This window comes from Blastocatellia bacterium (genome assembly GCA_025055075.1).
Taxonomy (GTDB): domain Bacteria; phylum Acidobacteriota; class Blastocatellia; order HR10; family HR10; genus HR10.
In genome coordinates, this window is sequence record JANWYV010000015.1 from 13951 (window position 1) to 37217 (window position 23267).

The 23267-nt window shown below is 61.9% G+C and carries 20 protein-coding genes; 18 read left to right on the forward strand and 2 right to left on the reverse strand.

What is annotated here, in order from left to right; translation table 11 throughout:
• The first annotated feature begins 119 nt into the window (after positions 1 to 119).
• From NZ746_04130 to dtd, 8 genes are all read left to right on the forward strand, one after another.
• On the forward strand, positions 120 to 2813 hold the full coding sequence (locus NZ746_04130) for an insulinase family protein (protein MCS6816553.1): 2694 nt from the start codon (positions 120 to 122) through the stop codon (positions 2811 to 2813).
• Positions 2814 to 2904: 91 nt separating this feature from the next.
• Complete coding sequence (locus tag NZ746_04135) at positions 2905 to 3576, forward strand: sigma-70 family RNA polymerase sigma factor (protein MCS6816554.1); 672 nt, start codon at positions 2905 to 2907, stop codon at positions 3574 to 3576.
• The gene (locus NZ746_04140; GenBank protein MCS6816555.1) at positions 3573 to 4073 is read left to right on the forward strand and encodes a hypothetical protein; all 501 of its coding nucleotides are present in this window, start codon (positions 3573 to 3575) and stop codon (positions 4071 to 4073) included. Before NZ746_04135 ends, NZ746_04140 begins: the two co-directional genes overlap by 4 nt.
• Positions 4073 to 4483 (forward strand): periplasmic heavy metal sensor, encoded by a 411-nt coding sequence (locus NZ746_04145; protein ID MCS6816556.1) that lies wholly within the window; start codon positions 4073 to 4075, stop codon positions 4481 to 4483. The genes NZ746_04140 and NZ746_04145 overlap by 1 nt, the downstream gene beginning before the upstream one ends.
• Before the next feature lie 14 nt (positions 4484 to 4497).
• A complete protein-coding gene (locus tag NZ746_04150) occupies positions 4498 to 6330 on the forward strand; it encodes an efflux RND transporter periplasmic adaptor subunit (protein ID MCS6816557.1) in 1833 nt (610 codons plus the stop codon).
• A gap of 137 nt (positions 6331 to 6467) precedes the next feature.
• Positions 6468 to 7277 carry an ABC transporter ATP-binding protein gene (locus NZ746_04155; GenBank protein MCS6816558.1) on the forward strand — a complete coding sequence of 270 codons (810 nt, stop codon included), beginning with the start codon at positions 6468 to 6470 and terminating at the stop codon, positions 7275 to 7277.
• Positions 7225 to 8445, forward strand: a complete 1221-nt coding sequence (locus tag NZ746_04160) for an ABC transporter permease (GenBank protein ID MCS6816559.1) — start codon at positions 7225 to 7227, stop codon at positions 8443 to 8445. Before NZ746_04155 ends, NZ746_04160 begins: the two co-directional genes overlap by 53 nt.
• 35 nt (positions 8446 to 8480) lie before the next feature.
• Complete coding sequence (gene dtd / locus NZ746_04165) at positions 8481 to 8930, forward strand: D-aminoacyl-tRNA deacylase (protein MCS6816560.1); 450 nt, start codon at positions 8481 to 8483, stop codon at positions 8928 to 8930.
• A gap of 24 nt (positions 8931 to 8954) precedes the next feature.
• On the opposite strand, the gene NZ746_04170 is transcribed toward dtd, so the two are convergent.
• The gene (locus NZ746_04170; GenBank protein MCS6816561.1) at positions 8955 to 9365 is read right to left on the reverse strand and encodes a nuclear transport factor 2 family protein; all 411 of its coding nucleotides are present in this window, start codon (positions 9363 to 9365) and stop codon (positions 8955 to 8957) included.
• A 195-nt stretch (positions 9366 to 9560) separates the two neighbouring features.
• Between NZ746_04170 and NZ746_04175 the strand changes: the two genes are divergently transcribed.
• Positions 9561 to 10490, forward strand: a complete 930-nt coding sequence (locus NZ746_04175; protein ID MCS6816562.1) for a hypothetical protein — start codon at positions 9561 to 9563, stop codon at positions 10488 to 10490.
• Between the two features lie 51 nt (positions 10491 to 10541).
• Here the strand turns inward: NZ746_04175 and NZ746_04180 are convergent, their stop codons facing one another.
• Positions 10542 to 12335, reverse strand: coding sequence for a UbiD family decarboxylase (locus NZ746_04180; GenBank protein MCS6816563.1), 1794 nt, complete (start codon positions 12333 to 12335; stop codon positions 10542 to 10544).
• Between the two features lie 690 nt (positions 12336 to 13025).
• Between NZ746_04180 and NZ746_04185 the strand changes: the two genes are divergently transcribed.
• The 9 genes from NZ746_04185 to NZ746_04225 all read left to right on the forward strand — a co-directional run bounded on the left by NZ746_04185 (position 13026) and on the right by NZ746_04225 (position 23256).
• Entirely contained in the window at positions 13026 to 14918 is a 1893-nt protein-coding gene (locus NZ746_04185) for a S8 family serine peptidase (GenBank protein MCS6816564.1), read from the forward strand.
• A 19-nt stretch (positions 14919 to 14937) separates the two neighbouring features.
• A complete protein-coding gene (locus NZ746_04190) occupies positions 14938 to 16725 on the forward strand; it encodes a M1 family metallopeptidase (GenBank protein ID MCS6816565.1) in 1788 nt (595 codons plus the stop codon).
• A 152-nt stretch (positions 16726 to 16877) separates the two neighbouring features.
• Positions 16878 to 17591, forward strand: a complete 714-nt coding sequence (locus NZ746_04195) for a hypothetical protein (protein MCS6816566.1) — start codon at positions 16878 to 16880, stop codon at positions 17589 to 17591.
• Positions 17592 to 17635: 44 nt separating this feature from the next.
• Positions 17636 to 18046 carry an SCP2 sterol-binding domain-containing protein gene (locus tag NZ746_04200; GenBank protein ID MCS6816567.1) on the forward strand — a complete coding sequence of 137 codons (411 nt, stop codon included), beginning with the start codon at positions 17636 to 17638 and terminating at the stop codon, positions 18044 to 18046.
• A 14-nt stretch (positions 18047 to 18060) separates the two neighbouring features.
• On the forward strand, positions 18061 to 18579 hold the full coding sequence (locus NZ746_04205) for a DinB family protein (GenBank protein MCS6816568.1): 519 nt from the start codon (positions 18061 to 18063) through the stop codon (positions 18577 to 18579).
• Positions 18580 to 18696: 117 nt separating this feature from the next.
• Positions 18697 to 19215 (forward strand): hypothetical protein, encoded by a 519-nt coding sequence (locus NZ746_04210; protein MCS6816569.1) that lies wholly within the window; start codon positions 18697 to 18699, stop codon positions 19213 to 19215.
• Positions 19216 to 19297: 82 nt separating this feature from the next.
• Positions 19298 to 19924, forward strand: coding sequence for a peptidylprolyl isomerase (locus NZ746_04215; protein MCS6816570.1), 627 nt, complete (start codon positions 19298 to 19300; stop codon positions 19922 to 19924).
• Positions 19925 to 19996: 72 nt separating this feature from the next.
• The gene (locus NZ746_04220) at positions 19997 to 21733 is read left to right on the forward strand and encodes an ATP-dependent DNA ligase (GenBank protein MCS6816571.1); all 1737 of its coding nucleotides are present in this window, start codon (positions 19997 to 19999) and stop codon (positions 21731 to 21733) included.
• Between the two features lie 152 nt (positions 21734 to 21885).
• On the forward strand, positions 21886 to 23256 hold the full coding sequence (locus NZ746_04225; protein ID MCS6816572.1) for an anion permease: 1371 nt from the start codon (positions 21886 to 21888) through the stop codon (positions 23254 to 23256).
• Positions 23257 to 23267: the final 11 nt, after the last annotated feature.

Here is a 23267-nt window from a genome sequence, read left to right on the forward strand (position 1 = left end):
GATGCGTCTCGTTCATCAGCCTTAGTTTTGACTGGGTTAAGAACTGTAAGCCTGGGCTTCGATTTCCACTCGCCTTTGCGTATAATTTCCCTCTTTGACATTGCTGCAGGGAGGTACTGATGAGGAGCCAACTGCCGGAAGGTATGGTTTTCGTAGCTGAGTCAGGAGGGATCGAGGAATATCGCATGGCCAATGGGATGAAGGTGCTCCTTTCGGAGCAGAGAGCGGCGCCAGTAGTTGCCTTCATGGTCCTCTATCACGTGGGGTCGCGGAACGAGGCCGTGGGACATACAGGAGCGACGCACCTTTTGGAGCATATGCTCTTCAAGGGGACGCCGACGTTCAACGCGCGGCGAGGGACGGCGATCGCGACCGTGTTGCACCGAATTGGCGCAGTCTTCAACGCGACGACGTGGTTCGATCGGACGAACTATTATGAGGCCGTCCCTCGCGAGCATTTGGAGTTGGTCATGCAGCTTGAGGCGGACCGCATGCGAAATGCGCTCATCTTGGATGAGGATCGGGAGCAGGAGCGGATCGTCGTGCGGAACGAGTTGGAGCGCGGGGAGAACGATCCGCTCAACGTCTTGGAGATTCACACTTGGGCGACGGCTTTTCGCGAGCATCCGTATCATCATCCGACGATCGGGTGGCGAAGCGATGTGGAGAACGTTCCGACGGAGCGGTTGCGGGAGTTCTATCACACGTTCTACTGGCCAAATAATGCGACGGCGATCATCGTCGGGGACTTCGATCGGGAGAAGGTATTGCTCTGGCTCGAACGCTATTTCGGAGTGATTCCGCCTTCTCCACGTCCGATCCCCAAGGTTTACACGGTGGAACCTCCGCAAGAAGGGGAGCGTCGCTTCGTCATTCGGCGAGCGGGCGAAGTCGGCGCTTTGATGCTTGGCTATCATACGCCTGAGGCGACGCATCCCGACATTTATCCGCTGGCGGTGTTAGGGCGTCTTTTGACCGGAGGCGTGACGACGCGCCTTTATCAGCGGCTCGTGGATGGGGAACTGGCCATTAGTGTACGGGCATTTGTCGCGCATCTTCGGGACCCGGGGCTCTTCGAGATCACGGCCGTGCTTCGCCCAGGCGTCGAGCATGCGCGCGTCGAAGGAGCAATCCGCGATGAGATTGCGCGGCTCCAAGATGCCAAGGTGAGCGAGGCGGAACTGGAGCGGGCGAAGAACAAGATCGAGGCCGAGACTTTCTACGCGCGGGATGGCGCGCTGCAATTCGCGTTCGCGCTAGGAGAGGCGGAGGCGAGCGCCGATTGGCAATGGTTCATCACTTATGTCCCGAACGTGCGACGTGTCACGGTTGAGGACATCCAGCGCGTCGCCCAAACGTATCTCCATCAGGACAATCTCACGGTAGGATGGTTCGTCCCGAAGAACGCGATTGGAAGTGGACCAACCGCGAGCGCCGGTCAGCCGGGAATGCTCTGGCTTCATCGTCCGGCGTTCTTCGCTCCAGAGGCGCCGGATGCGTCGGCTGGAGCCACAGAACCCCTCGTGGGGCAGTCCTTCGCCAAACGCACGCTCTCCTTCGCTCTCCCCAATGGTGTTCGAGGGCTTGTTCTAGAGAATCGTGCGAATCCGACGGTGGAGGTTCGAGCAGCGCTCTTCGCTGGTCGAGCCTTCGAGCCAGTCGAACAGCCGGAGCTGGCCGTTGTGACGGCCTCCATGCTGATGCGGGGGACTGAGCGACGGAGCAAGTTGGAGATCGCCGCTTGGCTGGAGGATGTGGGAGCGGAGATGCACATTGGGGCGAATCGCTTTCTGGCGACGGCGAGCGCGACTTCCCTCAGCCAAGATGTCGGACGTCTGCTGGAGACGTTGGCCGAAGTACTGCGGGAGCCGGTTTTTCCTGAAGAGGAGCTGATGAAGCTCAAGTCGCAAATGATCGGTCAAATTCGCCGGAGCCAAGAACACACGGGCGTGCGCGCTTTCGAGCGCTTTTCACAGCTCATCTACGATCGGTCGAGTCCGTTTTATGAACCTCCGGCATCCGAGCGCGTAGCGAGCATCGAAGCGATGACCGTCGAGGATGTGCGGCGCTTTCATCGCGCGCATTACGGCCCGCGCCATTTGGTGCTCGTCGTCGTCGGTGATGTCGTGGCGACGGAGATCGTCGAGCGGATTCGGCGACAGTTTGGCGACTGGTCTGCTGAACCGGCCGAAGACCCGCGCACGAGATGGGCTCGAATGCCACGCACTCCCTTACCCGAGGCCTCGCTTCGCGAAGTGATCTACATGCCGGATAAGGCGAACGTAGACGTTGTTCTCGGGCATGCAGGCCAGCTGCGACGAACCGATCCCGACTATGTGGCGGCGATCATTGGCAATGCCGCCTTGGGCTATTCGACGCTCTCCTCTCGGCTAGGGGTGCGCGTCCGGGATCAGGAAGGGCTCACATACGGGATTATCTCGCGCTTTTTCGAACCGAGTTTCCTGGATGGCCCGTGGGCCGTGAGCGTGACGGTCAATCCGGCGAACGTCGAGCGCGCCATCGCCTCCACGATGGAGGTCCTCACTCGCTATGTGGCCGAGGGGATCACCGCACAGGAGTTGGAGGATGAGAAATCGGCCTTCGTGGGGTCATTCCTCGTGGGATTAGGGACCAATGGGGGGATCGCCGCGCAGTTGCTTCTAGCCGAGGTTTTTGGCTTCGGGCCCGCATACCTGGATCATCTGCCTGAGCAGGTCCGAGCCCTCACGCGGGAGGAGGTGAATGCGGCGATTCGCACCTATCTGCATCCGGAGCGGCTCATCACGGTGATCGCCGGGGAATATCGGCCGTGATGGGGGGATGCGGCGTAACCGAGATCTCTTGGCCCGACGTAGTAGATTCGGGAACCAAGATGGCACAAGCTGAGTTGTATAGAGCGTGGTGGTGGAGAGGTGCAATTCGGCGAACGAGCTTGTGCCCGACGACGAGGAGCTGGTTGAGCGGAGTCTGGCGGGCGATGCTGAGGCATTCGAGGCGTTGGTCCGGCGCTATGGTCGAGCCATCTACAATGTCGCAGGGCGCTTCTTCCGGCAGCCGGAGATGCGGGAGGACATCACACAGGAGACGTTCTTGAAGGCATATCAGGCCTTGCACACGTATCGGCGGGGAGCGTCCTTCGAGAGGTGGCTGATGAAAATTGCCGTGAATGCATGCTATGATGAATTACGGCGGATGCAGCGGCGGCGGGAGTTCAGTTTGGCGGACTTGACTGAGGATGAGCGGACGTGGTTGGAAGAGGCGTTAGCCAGACCGGCATTCGAGCTGTTTGAGCAGCAGCAGCAGAACGAAGATGCTGCGGCCTTGGCCGAGAAGTTGCTCGCCAGTCTCTCGCCGGAGGATCGCTTAGTTATGCTTCTGTACGAACGCGATGGGCTCTCGACGGCCGAGATCGGCGAGCTGATGGGGTGGTCGCGCTCGAAGGTGAAGATCCGGCTGTTTCGAGCGCGTCGCGCTTTGGATAAACGGCTGCGTCGGATGCTGCAGATGGCGCAGCCAGCATCGGCCTCAAGGACGAAGGCTGACGAGTTGAAATCGCAGCGGGCGAGAAAGAGATGACGTGCCGAGATATCCGAAAGCGCATGGCGATGTGGGCGCGCGCGGCGAATCGCGGGGGGGGCGCCGCAGAGGAGCGGGAGGCGCTCGCGGCGCATCTGTCCGCATGCCCGGTCTGCGCGGAGGAGCTGCGGTTGCTGGCGCTCAAGCGCATCTTGTTGCAAGCGACCCGAGCGCCGGAGGCCGAGCCGATGCCTTCTCTCTATGCGCGCGTGAGCGCGCGACTTCGCGAGGAGCGCGTCCGACCCGTTTTCTCCTTCTGGGAGGCAGCGCGCGCCTTTGCGGCGAGCGTCGCCGTGGTGGCGATGATCCTACTCATGCTGCTTGTCGGAGTGAATGTGTATATCCACCGGCAGATTCCCGCCGAGCGGCGGGATTTCATCTCCGCCCTGATGGAGCGCAATTTCTCGGAGGCCGAGCGCCTGGTCTTCGCTGGAGAAGAGCTGAGCCAAGAAGGCGTGTTGAGCGCGCTGGCGGCTGAACCGCAGGGATCGAGATGATGTTTCGCAACAGCTCATGGCGAGCTCGCTTAACGGTTTTGGGCGTTTTCGCGCTTGGAGTAGCGCTTGGCGCGTTGGCCATGGACTTTTATCAGCGAGGCGTTTGGGGGCGTGGCCCTCAGGAGCCGCCTCCGCGCGGAGAGAGCGCGCGCGAACGCCATCTGCAGCATCTTGTCCGAGAGCTGAAGCTCACGCCGGAGCAGACCGAGCAGGTGCGACGCATCCTTGATGAGACGCGGCAAGAGTTCCTGCAACTTCGGAATGAGATGCGTCCGCGCTTTGAAGAGATTCGGCGTCGCTCGCGCGAGCGGCTGCGTGCCGTCCTGACGCCGGAGCAGCAGGCGAAATTCGATGAGTTGATGAAGCGCATGGAGGAAGAGCGGCGACGCTATCGCCGAGAGGGGCCGTGAGGGAGGGAAAATCTATGGAACGGATGAAAGCCCTTTTGACGAAAAAACGGATTGTGATCCTCTCGCTCGTGCTTGTGGTCGTCGTCGGGGGAATCCTCTCGATGACGGTGTTTCGACAGCGAGCGGCCGCGAGCGAGTTCTTCACCGCGACGGTGGATCGTGGACCCGTGCGCAATGTCGTTAACGCTACGGGCACGGTCCAGGCGGTCGTGACGGTTCAGGTGGGAAGTCAGGTCTCCGGGCAGATTCAAGCCCTGTATGCGGACTTCAATTCCGTCGTCAAACGGGGGCAGCTTCTGGCGAAGATTGATCCCCGCAACTTCGAGGCGCAGTTGGAGAACGCGCGGGCGAATCTGGCCGCGGCCGAAGCCCGCGTGCGCACGGTTGAGGCCGAGTTGAACACACAACGGGCGAATCTGGCGGCTGCCGAAGCGAATCTCGAAGCGGCGCGCGTCGCCATGGAGAACGCCAATCTCATCTTGCGCCGCTATACGGAACTGGCGCAGGGCGGGGTGCTCTCGCAGAACGATTACGACACGGCCAAGGCCAATGCCGATTCGGCCCGAGCGCGGTATAATCAAGCCTTGGCGGCCGTGCAACAGGTGAGGGCGCAGATTCGCGCTACCGAGGCGCAACTGGAGCAAGCGAAGGCCCAGGTCGAGCAGGCGCGTGCTGAGGTCAATCGCGCCCAGGTCAATCTGGAGTACACGAACATCTATTCTCCTGTGGATGGAGTCGTCATTTCGCGCAACGTAGACGTCGGGCAGACGGTCGCCGCGAGCTTGCAAGCCCCCACGCTCTTTGTGATCGCCAACGATCTGACCAAGATGCAAGTCCAGGCGAATGTGGACGAGGCCGACATTGGAAAGATCTCCGAGGCAGTGGATGTGCGCTTCACAGTAGACGCTTATCCCAACGACACATTCGTCGGTCGGATCCAAGAGATTCGTCTGAACCCGCAGACGGTCCAGAACGTCGTGACCTACAGCGTGATCATCGCCGTGGATAATCCCGACCTGAAGCTCAAGCCGGGGATGACGGCGAACATCACCATCACCGTGGATCAGCGGGAGAATGTCTTGCGCGTGTCGAACGCCGCCTTGCGGTATTTGCCGCCGGGAATCACGCGGGAGAAGGTGATGGAGCTGTTGCGGCAGGGGCCACCGCTTCAGCCGCCTTCCTCGCCTGCGGGGAAGCCCGGTGCTGCTTCGTCCGTGGAGAGGAAGGCCGAACCTTCGGCGCGTGGGGGACAGGCGCCTGAAGCACGTCCACAATCCCCGCGCGGGTCCAGTCAAACGTCTGCCGAGATTCCTGGGTTGTCGCCCGAAGCCGCGGCCTTAGTCCGACAGCTTCGCGATCCCAATCTGACGCCGGAAGAGCGTCAGGCGCTCGTGCAAAAGCTGCGCGCCTTTCCCGAGGCCGAGCGACAGAAGATTCGCGAGAGCTTCCAGCGCTTTCGCCCGGAAGGGGAAACCCCGACGGCCGCATCAGCGCGACCGATGGAGCGACGCAGACCGACATCCGCGGTGACGCTTGCTCCCGGACAGCTTTGGGATCCGGCTGAGAAACTGCGCTTTCCGACGCCGCGCGAAACCAATCGGGTTCGTCCAGCGGTCGTCTGGGTCCTGAATGCGCAGAAGAAGCCCGAGCCGCGGCGCGTCCTGCTGGGCATCACTGATGGGGTGAATACGGAGGTTCTCGCGGGCGAGTTGAAAGAGGGGGATCAAGTGATCATCGGCGATACCTCGCAGGTGCCGGCGCAGGCGCAAGGTGGCACTCCGTCGCCCTTCGGTCGGCCCGTTGGTTTTGGCCCGCCGCGGCCGGCGGGTGGCGGCATGCGCCGGTGAACGTCAGGGACCCGGTGAATGGGCGGTCGCGACGCTTCGCCCATTCCCGGGAACGCTTTGGAGAGGGAGAAGCGGATTTGGTTGAGGCGATTCAAAAGAACCTCTGGCATCGGAAGGAAGAAGAGAGCAGCGTGCGGTTGCCCCCGTACGCGCCTAATCAAGTCATCCGCCTGGAGCGAGTGCACAAGATCTACAATACGGGCGAGGTCGAGGTCCATGCGTTACGTGGCGTCTCGCTCTTGATCGAGCGGGGGGAGTTCGTGGCGATCATGGGGCCCTCGGGATCGGGGAAATCCACCCTGATGAACATCGTGGGGTGTCTGGATCGGCCGACGCGCGGCCGCTATTTCTTGGAAGGGGTGGACGTCTCGACGCTCTCCAAGAGCGAATTGGCCGATATTCGCAATCGGCGCATTGGGTTCGTCTTCCAAGCCTTCAATCTGGTGCCCCGCACGTCGGCGTTGGAGAACGTCGAGTTGCCGCTCCTGTATGCAGGTGTACCGGCCAAAGAGCGATTGCGACGCGCGCGCGAGGCCTTGGCGGCCGTTGGGTTAGCCGATAAGGAGAAGAGCTTCCCCAATCAGCTCTCGGGCGGCCAGCAGCAGCGGGTGGCCATTGCTCGAGCTTTAGTCAACAATCCCTCGATCATCCTCGCGGACGAACCGACTGGAAACTTGGATAGTCGAACGTCGGTCGAAGTGATGGAGATCTTCCAGCGCCTCAATCGGGAGCGAAATCTGACGATCATCATCGTCACGCATGAGCAGGACATCGCGCAGTATGCCAGACGCATCATTCTCTTCCGCGATGGGCGGATTCGGCATGATATGCCGGTCGAGGCGCCGCGCGAGGCGCGCGAGGTCCTCCTGACCCTACCTCCGGAGGAGGAGAGCGATGAAAATTTGGGCGATTTTGAAGGTGGCCTTTCGGGCCTTGGGGCGAAATAAGCTGCGTTCGACGCTGACCATGCTTGGCATTATTATCGGCGTTGGGGCCGTCATCGCCATGGTCTCCATCGGCCAAGGCGCCCAAGCGATGGTCAAGGATCAGATTCAGAGCATGGGGACCAACGTCATGTTCGTCTGGGCGGGAAGCCGGATGTGGGGAGGGGTACGCCTAGGGGCTGGCGCTGCGGCCACGCTCACGGCCGAAGATGCCGAGGCGATCGAGCGCGAGATCCCGCTGGTCGCGGCGGCTTCCCCAATTGTGCGCGCCTCGGCGCAAGTCGTCTTCGGGAATCAGAATTGGTTCACCTCGATCCAGGGGACCAATGAGAAATTCCCGAAGATTCGGAATTGGCCCGTGCAAGACGGAGAATTCTTCAATGAAGGGGATGTGCGCGCGGCCGCGCGCGTCGTCGTGCTCGGTAAGACCGTCGTGGACAACCTCTTTCAAGGCGTCAATCCCATCGGGCAGACCATTCGCATCCGCAATCTGCCTTTCCGGGTCATCGGCGTGCTCGCCCCGAAGGGACAATCCGTGATGGGGCAGGATCAGGACGATGTGATCGTCATGCCGTACACGACGGTGCAGCGGAAGCTGCTCGGGCAGCAAATCCTCTCGGTCAACGCCATCATGATCTCGTTCGTCACCCCGACGGCGGCGACGGCGGGCGAGCAGCGCGTGGCTGAGCTGTTGCGGCAACGCCATAAGACGCCTCCGGGGCAGGACGATTTCATGGTGCGGAACATGACGGAGATCGCCGAGGCCGCCGAACAGACCAATCGAGTGATGACGCTCCTTTTGGGGAGCATCGCCGCCGTCTCGCTCATCGTGGGGGGGATCGGCATCATGAACATCATGCTCGTCTCGGTCACCGAGCGCACGCGCGAGATCGGCATTCGCATGGCCGTTGGCGCGCGTCCCGGCCACATTCGCATGCAGTTTCTGACCGAGTCGGTCGTCCTCTGCTTGATGGGCGGGATCATCGGGCTGCTCTTGGGGGTGGGGTTATCGGTGGGCATCTCCCGGGTGCTCGGTTGGCCGACGCTCGTCTCTCCGCTCTCGATGATCATCTCCTTCAGTTTCGCGGCGGCCGTGGGCATCTTCTTCGGCTATTACCCAGCGCATAAGGCCGCCTCGCTTGATCCGATCGAGGCGCTGCGCTACGAATGAGCTCACCACTTCGTTGCCTCCCCTGAGGACGCACCATGCGAGCGGTCGTGCAACGGGTCGCTTCGGCGCGCGTGCGCGTGGGCGATCGCACGGTCGGAGAGATCGGACGTGGTCTACTCGTCTTGCTCGGCGTCGGGCGAGAGGATACGGAAGCGGATGCCGAGTATCTCGCCGAGAAGATCGTTCACCTGCGCGTCTTCGAAGACGAGGCGGGGAAGATGAACCGTTCGCTGCTGGAAATCGGGGGAGATATGCTCGTCGTTTCTCAGTTCACCCTCTACGGCGATTGTCGCCGAGGGCGACGCCCTTCGTATTCCGAAGCGGCGCCACCCGATCGAGCGCGCGCGCTCTATGAGTATTTCATCGCGAAGGCCCGCCAGTATGGCCCGCGCGTGGAGACCGGCGTCTTCCAGGAGATGATGGACGTCGAGTTGGTGAACGCCGGTCCCGTCACCGTGCTCCTCGATAGCCGCAAGCAGTTCTAGCCTCGCGCGAGCGCGCTGGTGCCCTCATGTCTCCCGCTCTGGCCGATGATGCGCGCGAGAGAAGTGTTCGTGCACGATTCGCCATTGACCGTTCTCTCGGTGAAAGACGTGTGTCCCGCGTCCATGGATCTCACGGCGATGAGTGCCGTCGCTCAACACGACCGTCCAATAGAAGCTCACGATCGCCGTCTCGCCGAACTGCTGAATGAGCGGTTCCGAGATCTGGTACTCGACTCGCTCCGCTTGTCGGAGATAGTACTCGAACGTCTCGCGTAAGGCCTCCAGTCCTTTCACGCGCTCGTGCCGTGTTGAGGAGAAGCCCACGATTTCGGGGGAGAAGCTTGCGAGCGCGGCGACGACGTCTCGGCGGTTGAAGGCGGCGGCTTGCTCTTCCTCAAGGCGAAGCAATTCGCGTTCGAGGTCCGCGTTGACCATAGGTTCCCTCCACGTTGAGGGTTTCCGCTCGACACCTTTTGTAGCACAGCCGGAGGAGGGGAAGCAATCGCCGTTCGTCCTTCGCTTTCGCCGGGCTGGGGTGGTAAACTGAGAAGCTCCTCCGAGGGGCAACGCGCTCGGTCGGAGATTCATCCAATCGGGCTCGGAGGGGGAACTTATTCGGAAGGGGGGAATATGGCGCGAAAGACGCTGGACGAGTTGCTTCTCGGGAAACCGCTCTCTGATCCTCACAGAGATGAGGGGACCCAAGGTGGTGGGCATCGTCTTTGGCCTCTCCTTGCGGGAGTGTCCCTGCTGATGATCGTGGTGATCGCCATGCTGTATCTGATCTACGACCTGAGAGCGACGGCGCGCCAATTGCGCGCCGATTTGGATGCGACCCAGCGAGATCTGCAAGTCGCGCTCAAGCGATTGGACGATGCCGACGCTCGCTATGCGAATCTGAAGGCGCAGTTGGCGGTCACCGCTGAGCATATTGGCATCACGGAGAAAGAACTGCAGCGGGCGCGAGCGCTGGCGGTGGAGATCAAGCGAGAGCAGGAGCAACGGGTCGCCGCGCTTCAAGCGGAGTTGGCGCGAAAGGCAGAAGCCGCACAGCTTTCGGCGCTACAAGAGGAACAAGCACGGCGAATCGGCGCCATCACCGGCGAGATCACGACCGTGAAGAGCGATGTCTCGGCTACGCGAGAGGAGATTGAGAAGGCGAAACGGGAGATCGGTGGGATTCAACTCAAGCTGAGCGAATACGGAACGCTCATCGCGCGCAATCGCGAGGAATTGGCGGAATTGCGTCGGCGCGGCGAGCGGGAATATTTCGAGTTCGACATCACGAAGAAAGGCGGATGGCAGCAGGTCGCCGATGTTCGAATTCGGTTGACCAAGACCGATGTCAAAAGGCAGAAGTTCAACATCGCCCTGTATGTCGGCGACCGGCAAGTGGAGCGCAAGGATAATCTCATCAACACCCCCATTCAATTTCGTGCGGAGCGAGGAGTCGCGCCCTACGAGTTGGTCGTCAATGAAGTGAAGCCCGATCGCATCATCGGGTATTTGGCCCTTCCGAAGGAGCGGGCGGCAGCGCTGCAGCCGACGATCACGCGGTGAACCAGTGAGGGCTCAGTCCGAGAGGGGCGTGGACGTCCGCACGGGGGTGGCTCACGCCTTCGGGAAATACTCGGACCAGCGACGATCCACCAGCCGTACGATCTCCTCGCTCATTTCCAAGGGGCGGGGATACCCCTCCTTCCACGTCGCATCAATGGCCAGCCGTCCGCGATAGACCGGCCGAGCGCCAACAAAGCGCATGTCTTCCGCGATCATATCGCGCGCGGGATCGAAGCGCGTGAAGATTCCCCAGAGCAGGTTTTCCTCGTCGTCGAGGCGCACATCGGGACTAACGGCCACGAGGATCTTGATCGGGCCGAGCGTTGGGGCGCGCACGAGATCCGCGAGCACGGCGCGCGCTTCGCGTTCGATGGTGAGCACCAGCATTCCTCCCTCGAGCAAACGAGAAGCGAGGATGCGCCGGTCGAGCGCGCGCGGATCAGCGACGTCAGTGGGCGGCGGATTCGATTCGATGCGCTCACCGGTGGCGTCGAGGATGAGTTTGCTCCCGACGTGCGGAACGAAAGAGGTGAAGTCGAGCGTGTCCAGTGGCGCCGTCGGCAAAAGCAGCAAATGTCGCTCGGGATTGAAACGGAACCACAACTCGCGAAGCAGCGCCCGAAAGCTCCGACAGTTCACATCCTCGCGCACCAAGACCATCACTTTCGTGAGCGCCAATTGTCCCAATCCCAGCAGCGCGAAGGCCGTCTTGAGCGCTTCCTTCGGATGGCGCTCCCGAAGGGCGACTCCGAGCAGATTATGAAAGCCCGCTCCCGGGAACGCCCATAGGTCTACGACATTGGGATTGGTGAGCCGCGCCAGAGGGCCGATGACCTCCGTGGATGCGATGCCGAGATACTTGTCCTCCTGCGGTGGTTTGCCCACGACGGTAGCGGGATAGATGGCCCTTCGGCGGCGCGTGATCCGATGGATGTGAAAGACGGGGAATTCGGCCGCATCAGAATAGTGGCCGAAGTGATCGCCAAAAGGCCCTTCCATCTGGCGTTCATAGGGGGGGACAACGCCTTCCAGGATGAACTCGGCATTGGCAGGAACGAGCAGCGGGATCGTGTGGGCTCGGACTAAGGGAACTGGCCGTCCGCGCAGGAATCCGGCGAAGGCGATCTCGTCGAAATCTTCCGGCAGGGGCAAGATCGCGGAGAGCATCAGCACGGGGTCTCCGCCCAGGATCACCGCCGCCGGTAGCGGACGCCCTTCGCGTTCGGCCTCGTCGTAATGGGCGCGTCCGCCCTTGAGGCTTTGCCAGTGCATCCCCGTTCGATCGCGTCCGAAGACATGCAGGCGATATAGGCCCAGATTCCGCCGATGCGTCTTCGGATGCTCCGTGAGCACGAGTCCGAAGGTGATAAATCGGCCTCCGTCCTCCGGCCAACATTTCAGGATCGGCAGCTTCTCGAGATCGGGTTCTTCGACGACCTCCTGTACGGGGGCGCGCCAAACTCGCTTGGGACGCATGTTGAGGGCACGCCACAGCACTGCGCGAGAGCGCCACAGCCCACCAAGCGTCGGCGGATTCAATCGCTCGAGAGCGCAAATGAGATCATGACCGATCTCAGCCGGATGGCGACCGAGTGCCCACTGGACGCGTTCGGGTGTCCCGAACAGATTGATGACCAGCGGGAAGGCGGCGCCTTTCGGGCGCTCGAAAAGAAGCGCCGGACCGTTCTCCCGAATGACGCGTTGGACGATCTCGGTGACTTCGAGAACCGGATCCACTTCCGCGCGAACGCGGACGAGTTGGCCGCGCCGTTCCAAGAAGGCCAGGAACGCCCGCAGATCTTCGAATCGGCCTCCCTTCTGATCTCGCTCGCTTCCCGAGAGCATCGGGAACACTGTATACGATCCGCGGGCTTCGTGAAAAGGGCTCTTGTGGGCGTCGAGCATTTCCTCTAGCGCACACGCCGGTTCAAAAGACTTTCTCTTTACGACGCGCGGTCTTTGGCCTAGACTAGGGGCGCATGATCGAGAGCGAACACAGAGGAGGAGCCTATGCGGTCGAGGAGAGGGATCGTGTGGTTGCTCGTGGGAATCCTGATGGTGTTGAATCCGTTGTGGGGGGCATCGCTCCGAGGACGCCCGTCTCCACGGGCTCAAGCACTTCCAGAGACGATCTCCGTCGAGGGGAAGAAGGCCTACATCCTCATCTTCAAAGAACCTCCGCTTGCTCGATATGAGGGGGGGATTCGCGGGTTGGCAGCGACGAGCTTGCGCGTCGCGCCGCAGAATCGGCGCCAGGGCAAGTTGAATTTGGAATCTCCAGCTTCGGCGAACTACTTGAGCTATCTCGAAGCTCGACAGGACGTCTTCGTACAGAGGCTTCAGCAACGCGTGCCGGAGGCGGAGTGGGTATACGCGTACCGAATCGTCCTGAATGGTCTGGCGGTATTGATCCCTGAGGAGCGAGCGGAAGAAATCGCTCGTTGGCCGGAGGTCGCCCGTTTGGCGCCGGTTCGATTGAATCAATTGTTCGTGGGACCGGCAGCTCCCGCCCCATTAGACGTGAGCAATCCGCTCATGGGGGTTCCAGGGCTTTGGGAAGCCGTGGGGGGCGCGGAGAACGCTGGGCGCGGGCTCAAGATCGGGATCATTGACAGCGGGGTGGATTTCAGCAATCCCATGTTTCAGGATCCGACACTTGTGCCTCCCCCCGGGTTCCCCAAGGGGGATCTCACGTTGGCCAATAGTAAGGTGATCGTGGCTAAGGTGATCCCTTCGCTCAAGGATCTCAACGACAGGAATCTCAATCCGGGGCACTTCACGGCTCAGGATCTCGTCGGACATGGGACGCATGTGGCCGGAGTCGCGGCTGGTAATTTCGTAGACTTGCGAGGTCGGCCCGGAGCACGTCCGGTCGTCTTGAGCGGCGTTGCGCCCAAGGCGTTCATTGGGAGCTATCGCGTCTTCGCGCCCAATGCGGCGACGGATAACGTCGTCAAGGCCATTGAGGAGGCTGTCGCCGATGGGATGGACGTCATCAATATCAGCTTCGGCAGCATCTCGCTTGGCCCTCAGGAAGAGCCTGATCCACAGGTTGAGGCCGTCGAGAATGCTGTTGCGGCTGGCGTCGTCGTATGCGTCGCGGCGGGCAATTTCGGGCCGGATCGCGCGACGATCACCTCGCCGGGGACGGCTCCGAGCGCGATCACCGTCGGCGCGGTGACCAATGCGCACGATGGCTTCACGCCGGGCCAGCTTCGCGTCGTTCAGGTGACTTCGCCGGAGGCCCCAGCGCCTGGGCTCCGGGTCGTCGGCGTGCGCGCCAATCGGTTCCCGGAATCGCTGGTGACGCCGATCGTGGATGCCGATTTGCTCGATAACGGACGATTGGATGGAGGGGGATATGGCTGCAACCCCCTTCCCTCGGCACTCGTTCGCGATCGCGCGCTTCTGGTTCAGCGCGGCAATTGCTTGATCCTCACGAAGGCCTTCAACGCCTGGATGAGCGGCGCGACGGCGCTCATCATCTACAACAATCAGGAAGCCGGCGACGTGATTGATGCCATTCCCTTGGCTGGGCAATTTCTGCCCACCCTCTTTCTGCCGCGTTCGAGTGGGCTCGCGTTGAAGAACCTTGTGGCGACGAATGCGACCAACGGTCGGGAGACGATCATCGCTCTGACGCCGGCGAGCGAGCCACTTGTCTTCGAGCGTCAGCCCAATGTTTTGCTCGATCTCAGCTCGCGCGGGCCGACGCCGACGCGCCTGCTGTTGATCAAGCCCGATGTGGTGACCATTGGCGGAGGCAGTTACGGACCGGCTCAAGACGACGATCCGCGTGGCGAGAATCGGTTCCCCCGTCCGGATCCGGGATCGCTTCAAACGACGCTTTATGATCCGAGCGGATTTGTCTTCACCTCCGGCACGAGCTTCGCTGCGCCGCGCGTCGCTGGAGCGGCGGCGCTGCTGCGTCAGCTTCGTCCCGACTGGTCGCCGGCTGAGATCAAAGCGGCCTTGATGACGACGGCCGCGCGTCCGACCGGCCCCAACGAGGTTGGACTCGCGCGCATCATGGATCGGGGCGCGGGGCTCGTGGATCTGGACGCCGCGCGGCGCGTGCTCGCGCTCGTGGATCCTCCGAGCCATAGCTTCGGGTCAGTCATCGTCGGCACGCCTTCGACACTCATCCGGGAATTCACGATCAAGAATCGTTCCCGGTCAGCGGCCGTCTATACGCTTCGAGCGGCGCTCTCCCCTCCGGCGCCATCGTTCCTGAAGGTGGATATCTCGCCGGCGCAGCTCACGGTGCCGGCTGGTGGTACGGGGACGTTCACCCTCAAGCTCACTATTGACGCGGGCTCGATCTCGAGCCGGATTGACAGTGAGGGGTTTGTGCTCGTCTCCGATGGTGGGCAGACGACGCCGCGGCCGCTTTACATCCCGTTCTGGATTCGGACGGCCTCACGATGATTCCGAGGGCGTCATCAGCATGTGGCTTCACCGACTCCTCCGGATCGGCTCTCGATTCGCTCGCGCGAACTCTCGCGCGGGGCTGCTCCTTGTGCTCGGGCTCTCGCTGGGAGCGCCAACGCTCTCTTCCGGCACGATCTGGCGCTCCTCGGAGGCTGAGAAATGGCGCGGACGAGTGGAGGGAGCGATCTCCGCTCGCCGCGCTGTTGAGCCGCAGCCGCTTGATGTCGAGCATTACGTGCTGCAGATCACGCTGTTTCCCGAAGCGCGCCGAATCCAGGGGCGCGTGACACTTCGTGGTCGGACGACAGCTTCGGTTGAGAGCCTTCGGGTTGACCTTCTCACTGCGCTTACGGTCACTCGCGTATTGTGGGAGGGCGCGCCGATCGCTTTCACTCACGCGGACGATCGGGTGCGAGTGCCGATTCCGCTCGCCCGCGGGCAGACATTCACGCTCACCATCGAATACGTCGGGCGGCCGGCGCTGCTTGGACGGCTGCCGAGCGGGATGTTCTTCAGCGAGCATGCCGGCTTCCCCGTCGTCGCGACGTTGAGTCAGCCGAATGGTGCGCCTGCGTGGTGGCCATGTGTGGACGATCCCGCGGACAAAGCGACAGCCGATATCGAAGTGACCGTCCCCCCCGGATATCTCGTCGCCTCCAACGGACTCCTCGAGGATGTGCGTCTGCATCCCGATGGATGGCGCACGTATGTATGGCGAGAGCGGTATCCAATTGCGACTTACCTCATCTCGATCGCGGCCACGAACTTCGTGCAATTTTCGGACGTTTATCGAGCGCGCGACGGCACGATGATGCCGCTCGTCTACTACGTCTATCCGGAGCACTTGGATCGCGCGCGGCGCGCCTTCCCCATCACTCGTGAGGCGCTGCGCGTGTTCGCCGAACTGTTCGGCGAGTATCCCTTCCTCGCCGAGAAGTATGGTATGGCCGAATTCCCGTGGAGCGGCGCCATGGAGCATCAGACGATGACAAGCATCGGATCGTCCGTTCTCACCCATGTGGATACGATCGTGCATGAGGCCGCCCATCAGTGGTGGGGGAACATGGTGACGCCCCGCACGTGGCACGATATTTGGCTGAGCGAAGGTTTCGCCACCTACAGCGAGGTCCTCTTTCGCGAGCACATGTATGGAGCCGATCCCGGTCAGCTTCTTCGCCAACGGGATGATGGACTCGCAGCGGGGCGGTTGCGAGGGACCGTATACGCTGAGGACGCGACGGATCCCTTCGATGACATCCCGGCCATTTACACGAAGGGGGCGTGGGTGCTGCACATGCTTCGGTATCTTCTTGGCGACGATCGCTTCTTCGCCGCGCTGCGGGAATATGGGCGGCGTTTCGCCTATGCGAACGCGAGCACCAATGACCTCGAGCGCGTCTTCTCAGAATTCTATGGCGAATCGCTCGAATGGTTCTTCGAGCAGTGGGTCTATACCCCCATGCGTCCGATCTATGCGTTCAGTTGGTCGGTCCATCCCGAGAGCGAGAGCTATCAGTTGCGTCTCCGGCTGCAGCAGCGGCAGACCCATCTGATCGCGCGGCGGAATCCGACGCTCCCCCCAATTTACATCATGCCCGTGGAGTTCACCCTTTACTACGCGGACGGGACGTCCGAAGTGAAGCGCGTGTGGAACCGCGCGCGGGAGGAGGAGTTCACGTTCGCTCTGAAGCGCCCTCCCGTGCGCGTCACCTTCGACGAACGGGGATGGATTTTGAAGGAGATGCGCGCAAGCCTCGCAGGGCCTGCGGCCGTCAGGACGCCGTCATGGCGCCGCGTCCGGTGAAACGAAATGTGCGCATCGGCGCGTCCTTTTCCAGGAGATATCGTGGACCCCTTGCGTCGAAGGGGAGTAGCGTCTCCTTGACAGCAAATGAGGGGGACCGATATACTCACGCGCGTTTTCGGGGAAGATTGCGGGAAAGGAGTGCGAGAGGGATGAATGTCGTAGAGACGCCGGCGGAAGCGGGACCGCTGAAAAGGTACCATGTGCTGGTCCTCGCGTATTTCCTCAGCGTCTTGATGGTGCAGCTTGCGGTGGCGTATCGGTACATCGGTTTGTTCCCGCCGGAATGGCGCGGCCTCTTCGCGATGACCGTCCTCATGTTCTTCCTCTTCCAGTCGTTCTTCATGGTGGCGGTCGTGCCGCTCGGCATGACGTTCATCTACTGCTGGCTCTATCTGATCGACATCAAGGCGCGAGTGCGCAGCCTGTATGCGATCGTAGCGGCCTCGCTTCTGCCCTTCGTCCTCTTGCTGGCGATCAGCCTCATCTACGTGGCCCTCATCATGGATGTGCGCGTGCCGCCGACGCAAGATGTCCAGGAGCTGGCCGAATTGATTCGCGCCGATCTCATGAGCAAGCGCTTTCCGATTCGGGGATTAGGTGCGGCGGCGGCGATCGCGAGCGTGCTCATCTGCGCGTATGAGATTCGGCGACGGCTTGCGCTCGGGGAGCTGCTGCGACGACGGATCGAGCAGGGGCCAGCTTGGCTCCAGCGCTTGTCCGGAAAGGTGGATTTGAGCGTGATCGTCGCGTTGCTCATCCCGCTGACGTTCGCCGGATCGCTGTATCTCTTCAATCGAGTGGGGAGCGCGATCGCCGGGAATTTCTGGGAGAAGTTGAATCTGCCGGTCCCCCCGCCTCAGTGAGGGGGTATGAACGAAGTGGTTCGAGACGATTGCGAGCGTGTCCTATGACGATCCCTTTTCCGAGTGCCGAATGGGCACAGGCTCTCCGCGAAGCCATCAACGCGAGTCCCGCATATCGGGAGGCGGCCGCGGATTGGGAAGCCGGGCCGATCGGGTTCGTCGTTCGTGCGGGAGAAGAGAAGACGTATCTTTGGCTCGATCTGCATCGAGGGGAGTGCCGCGCGGCGGAGTTGGTCTCTCCAGCGGAAGGGGAGCGCGCGCCGTTTCTCATCTCCGCTGAGTATGAGGATTGGAAGCAGATCTTGCGCGGGCAGCTCGATCCGGTGCGGGCGATCTGGATGGGGAGGCTGAAGGTCCGAGGGGATCTCTCGCTGCTGTTGCGCTACATGCAGGCGGCTCGCGAGCTGCTCGCTTGCGCCGCGCGTGTGCCCACGCGGTTTCAAGACGAATCGTGAGGGGAGCGAATCCGATGTGGCCGGATTCAGCGAGAGCGGGGACGACGATGCGAACTGCGGAACGCCTTCGGGCTCATGTGCAGAGCGTTCGCGCGCGAACGCTCGCGGTGCTTCGCCATATCCCGCGGGATCGGGTGAATTGGCGGCCGGCCGAGGGAATGCTCACGCTCGGGCAGCTTGTGCGGCATCTTGCCCAATCCGAGATGATGTGGCAAGAGGTCGTGAAAGGGCATTGGGATTTGAAGCAATTGCTGGCCGTGCGCCGCGATCTGGATCTGATCGAAGCCACCGGTCCGGTGGAGAATCTCATGGCCGAGCTGACGCTCCTTGAGGTGACGCATCAGCAGACGCTGGAGCTGCTCGCGACGCTCACGGATGAGGATTTGGCGCGCTCGATGAATGGACTGGCGGGTCGCGTGACGCTCTACGATGTGATCCTCGGCCTTTGCGAGCACGAGGCGCATCATCGCGGGCAGATCGTGGCATATCTGCGAATGCTGGGCGTCGAGCATCCCTCCCCTTGGGGATTTTGAGCCCCGATCGTGTCTCCGATGACGCGCGAACCTTGAGGTCGCGCGAGTGAGACCTTCGCCCTTGTCCTCTCCAGGCCGAAGCGGTATAAGTGTAAGGAGACCATCGTGAGGGGGGATATGTTCACACCACCTTTGGAGCACGAGGAGCGCGAGCAACGGCGGAGGCAATGGAGGATCCTGGTGCTCACCCTTGCGGGGTTCGCTCTCATTGCGGGGCTTCTCCTCTATTGGAGCGCGCGGCGCACGACATCGGGACCGGGTGGGGTGGCAGGAACGGCGCTGACGGGATTCGTCTCAGCGGGTTCGCCGGAGTTCGAGGCGTATCGCCGCTTCGTGACAGTGGAGGATCAAGAGGCGACTCAGGCGCAAAACCTCATCGGGCAAAAGCAAGTCGTCGTTTACGGGCGGCTCACCAATCGGGGCACGCGCACGCTCACGGGCGTGCAGGTTCGGGCGATTGTCTACGATCTGGAGGATCGGCCTGTGGCTGAACGCACGGCCTTCCCTATTCCGCGTCGCCGACCGAGCTTGGGGCCGAACGAATCCATGATCATTCAGGTCAACGTGGACAATGTCCCGCCGAAGGCGGACCTAGCGCGGTTCGAGATCGTGGTCGAAGGATTGCGGTTCCAATGACCGTCTGGCCGATTGAGCAGATGTGTGCGCGACTGCGCGGCCTTCCGCCCTCGCTCGCCTCTCGACATGGGGAGGATGGGTCATGAGGAGAATGTGTGTCTCTAGTTGGGGAATGATGAGTTTTGCGCTGGCGCTCGTGCTCGTCTCCGGAGTCTGGGGCCAGCAGCGGCCTTCTGCGCCGGCGCGTCGCGCTCCGGGCCTATATGCCATCTTCGAGACGAGCATGGGGCGGATCGTATGTCGGCTCTTCGAGCAGGAGACGCCGAAGACCGTCGCCAACTTCGTCGGCTTAGCCGAGGGGACTAAAGAACACCTGTCGCCGCGCACGGGGCGGAAGATCAAGAAGCGATTTTACGATGGCCTGATGTTCCATCGCGTCATCCCGAACTTCATCATTCAGTCGGGGGATCCGACGGCGACCGGACGCTATACGCCGGGCTATACGTTCGAGGACGAGATTCGTCCGAACCTGAAATTCGACAAGCCGGGACGCCTGGCGATGGCCAATCGCGGGCCCAATACGAATGGGAGTCAATTCTTCATCACGGTGGCGCCGGCACCGCATTTGAATGGCAAGCATACGATCTTCGGCGAGGTCGTCGAAGGATTAGATGTGGCGCGGCGCATCGCCAACGTCCCGCGCGACGCGACGGACAAGCCGATCAATCCGGTGCTCATCCAGAAGGTGATCATCGAGCGCGTGAAGTGACGCCAGGCGATCTGATCGCCACTCTGGGCCCGCCTCGCGAGTGATTCCCGTGGTGGGCGATGAGGAGGGGATATGAAGTTCGCTACCCTGGTGGAGTATTTCGAGCGTCTGGAAGGGACGACCAAGCGGCTGGAGATGTTCGACATCTTGAGCGAGCTGTTTCGCGAGGTGGGGGCTGAGGAGATCGCTCCAGTCGTTTATCTGCTGGAGGAGCAGCTGGCCCCTCCCTTCCGGGGCCTTGAGATCGGGATGGCCGAGAAGCTCGTATTGCGAGCCATTGCGAAAGCCACCGGCGTTGACGAATCGCGCGTCCTGACGCTCTACAAGAAGCTGGGCGATCCGGGGCTGGTCGTCGAGCGATTGAAAGAAGCGCCTGCGCGCGGCAAGCTCACCGTCGCCTCCGTCTATGCGCGGCTGATGGAGATTGCCGAGCAAAGCGGCGAGGGGAGCGTCGAACGCAAGGTGCAGGGGCTCAGCGCATTGCTCGCGGAGGTGGGGCCAAAAGAAGCGCGTTACATCGCGCGGTTTGTCATGGGACGCTTGCGCTTGGGGATTGGCGATCCTACGATCCTGGATGCGCTCTCAAAAGCGGTAGCGGGCGATCGGAGTTTGAGGCCAGATCTGGAGCGCGCGTACAACCTTTGTTCGGATCTGGGACTGGTGGCGCGGACGCTTCGGGAGCGCGGCCTGGAGGGGATTCGCGCCTTTCGAGTTCGCGTCGGGCATCCAATTCGCATGGCCTTGGCCGAGCGCTTGCCGACGGCCGAGGAGATCATCCGGCGGCTCGGACGCTGCGCCGTCGAGGTGAAGATTGATGGGTTCCGCTGTCAGGTGCACAAACAAGGGGATGCGGTCGAGATCTTCTCCCGCAATCTCGAACGCACGACGCCGATGTTCCCGGATATCGTCGAGGGGGTGCGACGACAGATCACCGCGCGCGAGGCGATCTTCGAGGGTGAAGCCGTGGCCGTGAACGAGGAGACGGGTGAGATCTATCCCTTCCAGGTCACCGTCCAACGCAAGCGCAAGCATGGGGTCGAGGAGATGGCGCGCGAGTATCCGCTGGTCCTCTACGCCTTCGATCTGCTCTATTGCGACGGCATGGATTACACACCCGAGCCTTATGAGAAGCGGCGACAGACATTGGAGCGGGTGATTCGTCCGGGCGATCGGTTGAAACTCGCCGAGATGATCATCACCGCTGATCCCAAGGCCGTGGAGCGGTTCTTCGAGCAAAGCATCGAGCGCGGATTGGAGGGAATTGTTGCCAAGCGGCTCGATGCGCCGTATCAAGCCGGCGCCCGGGGCTTTCATTGGATCAAGCTCAAGCGCTCGTACAAAGGCGAGCTGAGCGATACGATTGACGTTGTCTTGGTCGGATATTTCTATGGTCGCGGGGCGCGGGCGCGCTTCGGCATCGGGGCCTTGCTCGGCGCCGTGTACGATGAGGAGAGCGATACGTTCAAGACGATCGCCAAGATCGGAAGCGGATTGAGCGAAGAGGAATGGGAGCGCATTCGGAAGTTGCTGGATGATCATCGCGTGGCACATCGGCCCGCGCGCGTGGATTCGCTCATTGAGCCCGATGTGTGGGTCGAACCTCGCTATGTCGTGACGGTGCTGGCGGACGAGATCACGAAGTCGCCAGTGCATACCTGCGGCAAGCGAGGGGAGGAACCGGGCTATGCCCTGCGCTTCCCGCGCGTCGTCGGTTGGATTCGGGAGGACAAGAGGCCCGAAGATGCGAACACCGTTCGCGAAATCCTCGAGATGTACGAGATGCAGAAGAAGGTGAAGCTGGCCGGATGATATTCGCGTCGGAATTCTGGCTGGGAGGGTGAGACTCCGGACCTTCTCGGTGGTGATCTCATCTCGGTCGTGTGGTGGGCGGAATCAGGAACGTGTCAGTCCTCACACATCGCGGATCCTCCCCGGCGTTGAGGCGTTGGGGGATCGTCTTTTTGACGGGCCTTGGGATCGCATTGGCGCCCGTTCCCGAAGGCGTCGCGCGCGCGTCCTGGAATCTGCTGGCGATCTTCGCGGCGACGATCGTGGGCTTGATCGTGCAGCCGGTGCCTGGAGGAGCGATGGTGCTCCTGGGCGTGCTGGCGCTTGCTGTGACGGGGACGATGCCCGTGAACGAAGCGCTCTCAGGATATGCGGACCCGATCGTCTGGCTGGTGCTCGCTGCCTTCTTCTTCGCGCGCGGGATGATTAAGACTGGATTGGGACGGCGCATCGCGTTCCTCTTCATCCGCGCCGTGGGGCGTCATTCGCTCGGTCTCGGATATGCGCTGGCAACGACGGACCTGGTGCTGGCGACGATCATTCCCTCAAATGGCGCGCGCGCCGGGGGAATCCTCTTCCCCATCGCCCGAAGCTTGGCCGAAGCATATAATTCGCAGCCTGGGGATTCAGCGCGTCGGTTGGGCGCATTCCTCATGGTCCTCGTGTATCAGTGCGAGGTCATCGTGTGCGCGATGTTCCTGACGGGGCAAGCGTCGAATCCCTTGATCGCGAAGTTCGCCGAGCAGGTGGCGGGAGTCTCGCTCACCTACGCGCGATGGGCACTTGGCGCGCTCGTGCCGGGCGCGCTCTCGTTCCTCCTCATCCCCTTGCTCCTTTACCGGTTGTTTCCACCGGAGCAGCGGCGCACTCCCGAGGCGGCGGCCTTGGCCGAGGCCGAATTGAAGCGCCTGGGGCCGATGTCGCGCCAAGAGAAAATGATGCTGGCGGTCTTCTTGATCGTGGCGTCCTTGTGGATGACGATGAGTTGGCATGGGCTGCATTATGCTGTGATCGCGCTTTTGGGGATCGCGCTATTGCTGCTCGGCGGCGTACTGACGTGGGAGGATGTGATCTCCGAACGTGGTGCTTGGGACGTGTTCCTCTGGTATGGTGGGCTTGTGCGCATGGGGGGAGCACTCGGCGAAACCGATCTCACGCGGCGCTTCGCCGAGGCAGCGGCGGCCGTGACGGAGGGATGGAACTGGTGGGGGGCGCTGCTTGTGCTCGCGCTCGTCTACTTCTACGCGCACTACGGATTCGCGAGTATCACGGCGCATGCCACGGCGATGTACATTCCATTCCTCATCGTCGTGCTCGCAGCCGGAGCGCCAGCGCCTCTGGCCGTACACACGCTCGCGTATCTCTCGAACTTGATGGCCGGACTCACGCACTATGGGACGACGCCCGCGCCCATCTATTTCGGCGCCGGATATGTCGCACAGACGACGTGGTGGCGGCTCGGACTGATCGCTTCGTGGATCAATCTCGCGATCTGGTTCGGAATCGGATCCGCATGGTGGAAGATGCTGGGTTGGTGGTCGTAGATGGAACACGT

What these genes read in the sequence shown, in the direction of transcription:
- NZ746_04160 (MCS6816559.1), top strand. Translation starts at nt 7,225, where the DNA reads ATGAAAATTTGGGCGATTTTGAAGGTGGCCTTTCGGGCCTTGGGGCGA.
- NZ746_04130 (MCS6816553.1), top strand. Translation starts at nt 120, where the DNA reads ATGAGGAGCCAACTGCCGGAAGGTATGGTTTTCGTAGCTGAGTCAGGA.
- NZ746_04140 (MCS6816555.1), top strand. Translation starts at nt 3,573, where the DNA reads ATGACGTGCCGAGATATCCGAAAGCGCATGGCGATGTGGGCGCGCGCG.
- NZ746_04210 (MCS6816569.1), top strand. Translation starts at nt 18,697, where the DNA reads ATGTTCACACCACCTTTGGAGCACGAGGAGCGCGAGCAACGGCGGAGG.
- NZ746_04190 (MCS6816565.1), top strand. Translation starts at nt 14,938, where the DNA reads ATGTGGCTTCACCGACTCCTCCGGATCGGCTCTCGATTCGCTCGCGCG.
- NZ746_04180 (MCS6816563.1), bottom strand. Translation starts at nt 12,335, where the DNA reads ATGCTCTCGGGAAGCGAGCGAGATCAGAAGGGAGGCCGATTCGAAGAT.
- NZ746_04205 (MCS6816568.1), top strand. Translation starts at nt 18,061, where the DNA reads ATGTGGCCGGATTCAGCGAGAGCGGGGACGACGATGCGAACTGCGGAA.
- NZ746_04185 (MCS6816564.1), top strand. Translation starts at nt 13,026, where the DNA reads ATGGGGGTTCCAGGGCTTTGGGAAGCCGTGGGGGGCGCGGAGAACGCT.
- NZ746_04145 (MCS6816556.1), top strand. Translation starts at nt 4,073, where the DNA reads ATGTTTCGCAACAGCTCATGGCGAGCTCGCTTAACGGTTTTGGGCGTT.
- NZ746_04200 (MCS6816567.1), top strand. Translation starts at nt 17,636, where the DNA reads ATGACGATCCCTTTTCCGAGTGCCGAATGGGCACAGGCTCTCCGCGAA.
- dtd (MCS6816560.1), top strand. Translation starts at nt 8,481, where the DNA reads ATGCGAGCGGTCGTGCAACGGGTCGCTTCGGCGCGCGTGCGCGTGGGC.
- NZ746_04170 (MCS6816561.1), bottom strand. Translation starts at nt 9,365, where the DNA reads ATGGTCAACGCGGACCTCGAACGCGAATTGCTTCGCCTTGAGGAAGAG.
- NZ746_04215 (MCS6816570.1), top strand. Translation starts at nt 19,298, where the DNA reads ATGAGGAGAATGTGTGTCTCTAGTTGGGGAATGATGAGTTTTGCGCTG.
- NZ746_04175 (MCS6816562.1), top strand. Translation starts at nt 9,561, where the DNA reads ATGGCGCGAAAGACGCTGGACGAGTTGCTTCTCGGGAAACCGCTCTCT.
- NZ746_04220 (MCS6816571.1), top strand. Translation starts at nt 19,997, where the DNA reads ATGAAGTTCGCTACCCTGGTGGAGTATTTCGAGCGTCTGGAAGGGACG.
- NZ746_04150 (MCS6816557.1), top strand. Translation starts at nt 4,498, where the DNA reads ATGGAACGGATGAAAGCCCTTTTGACGAAAAAACGGATTGTGATCCTC.
- NZ746_04195 (MCS6816566.1), top strand. Translation starts at nt 16,878, where the DNA reads ATGAATGTCGTAGAGACGCCGGCGGAAGCGGGACCGCTGAAAAGGTAC.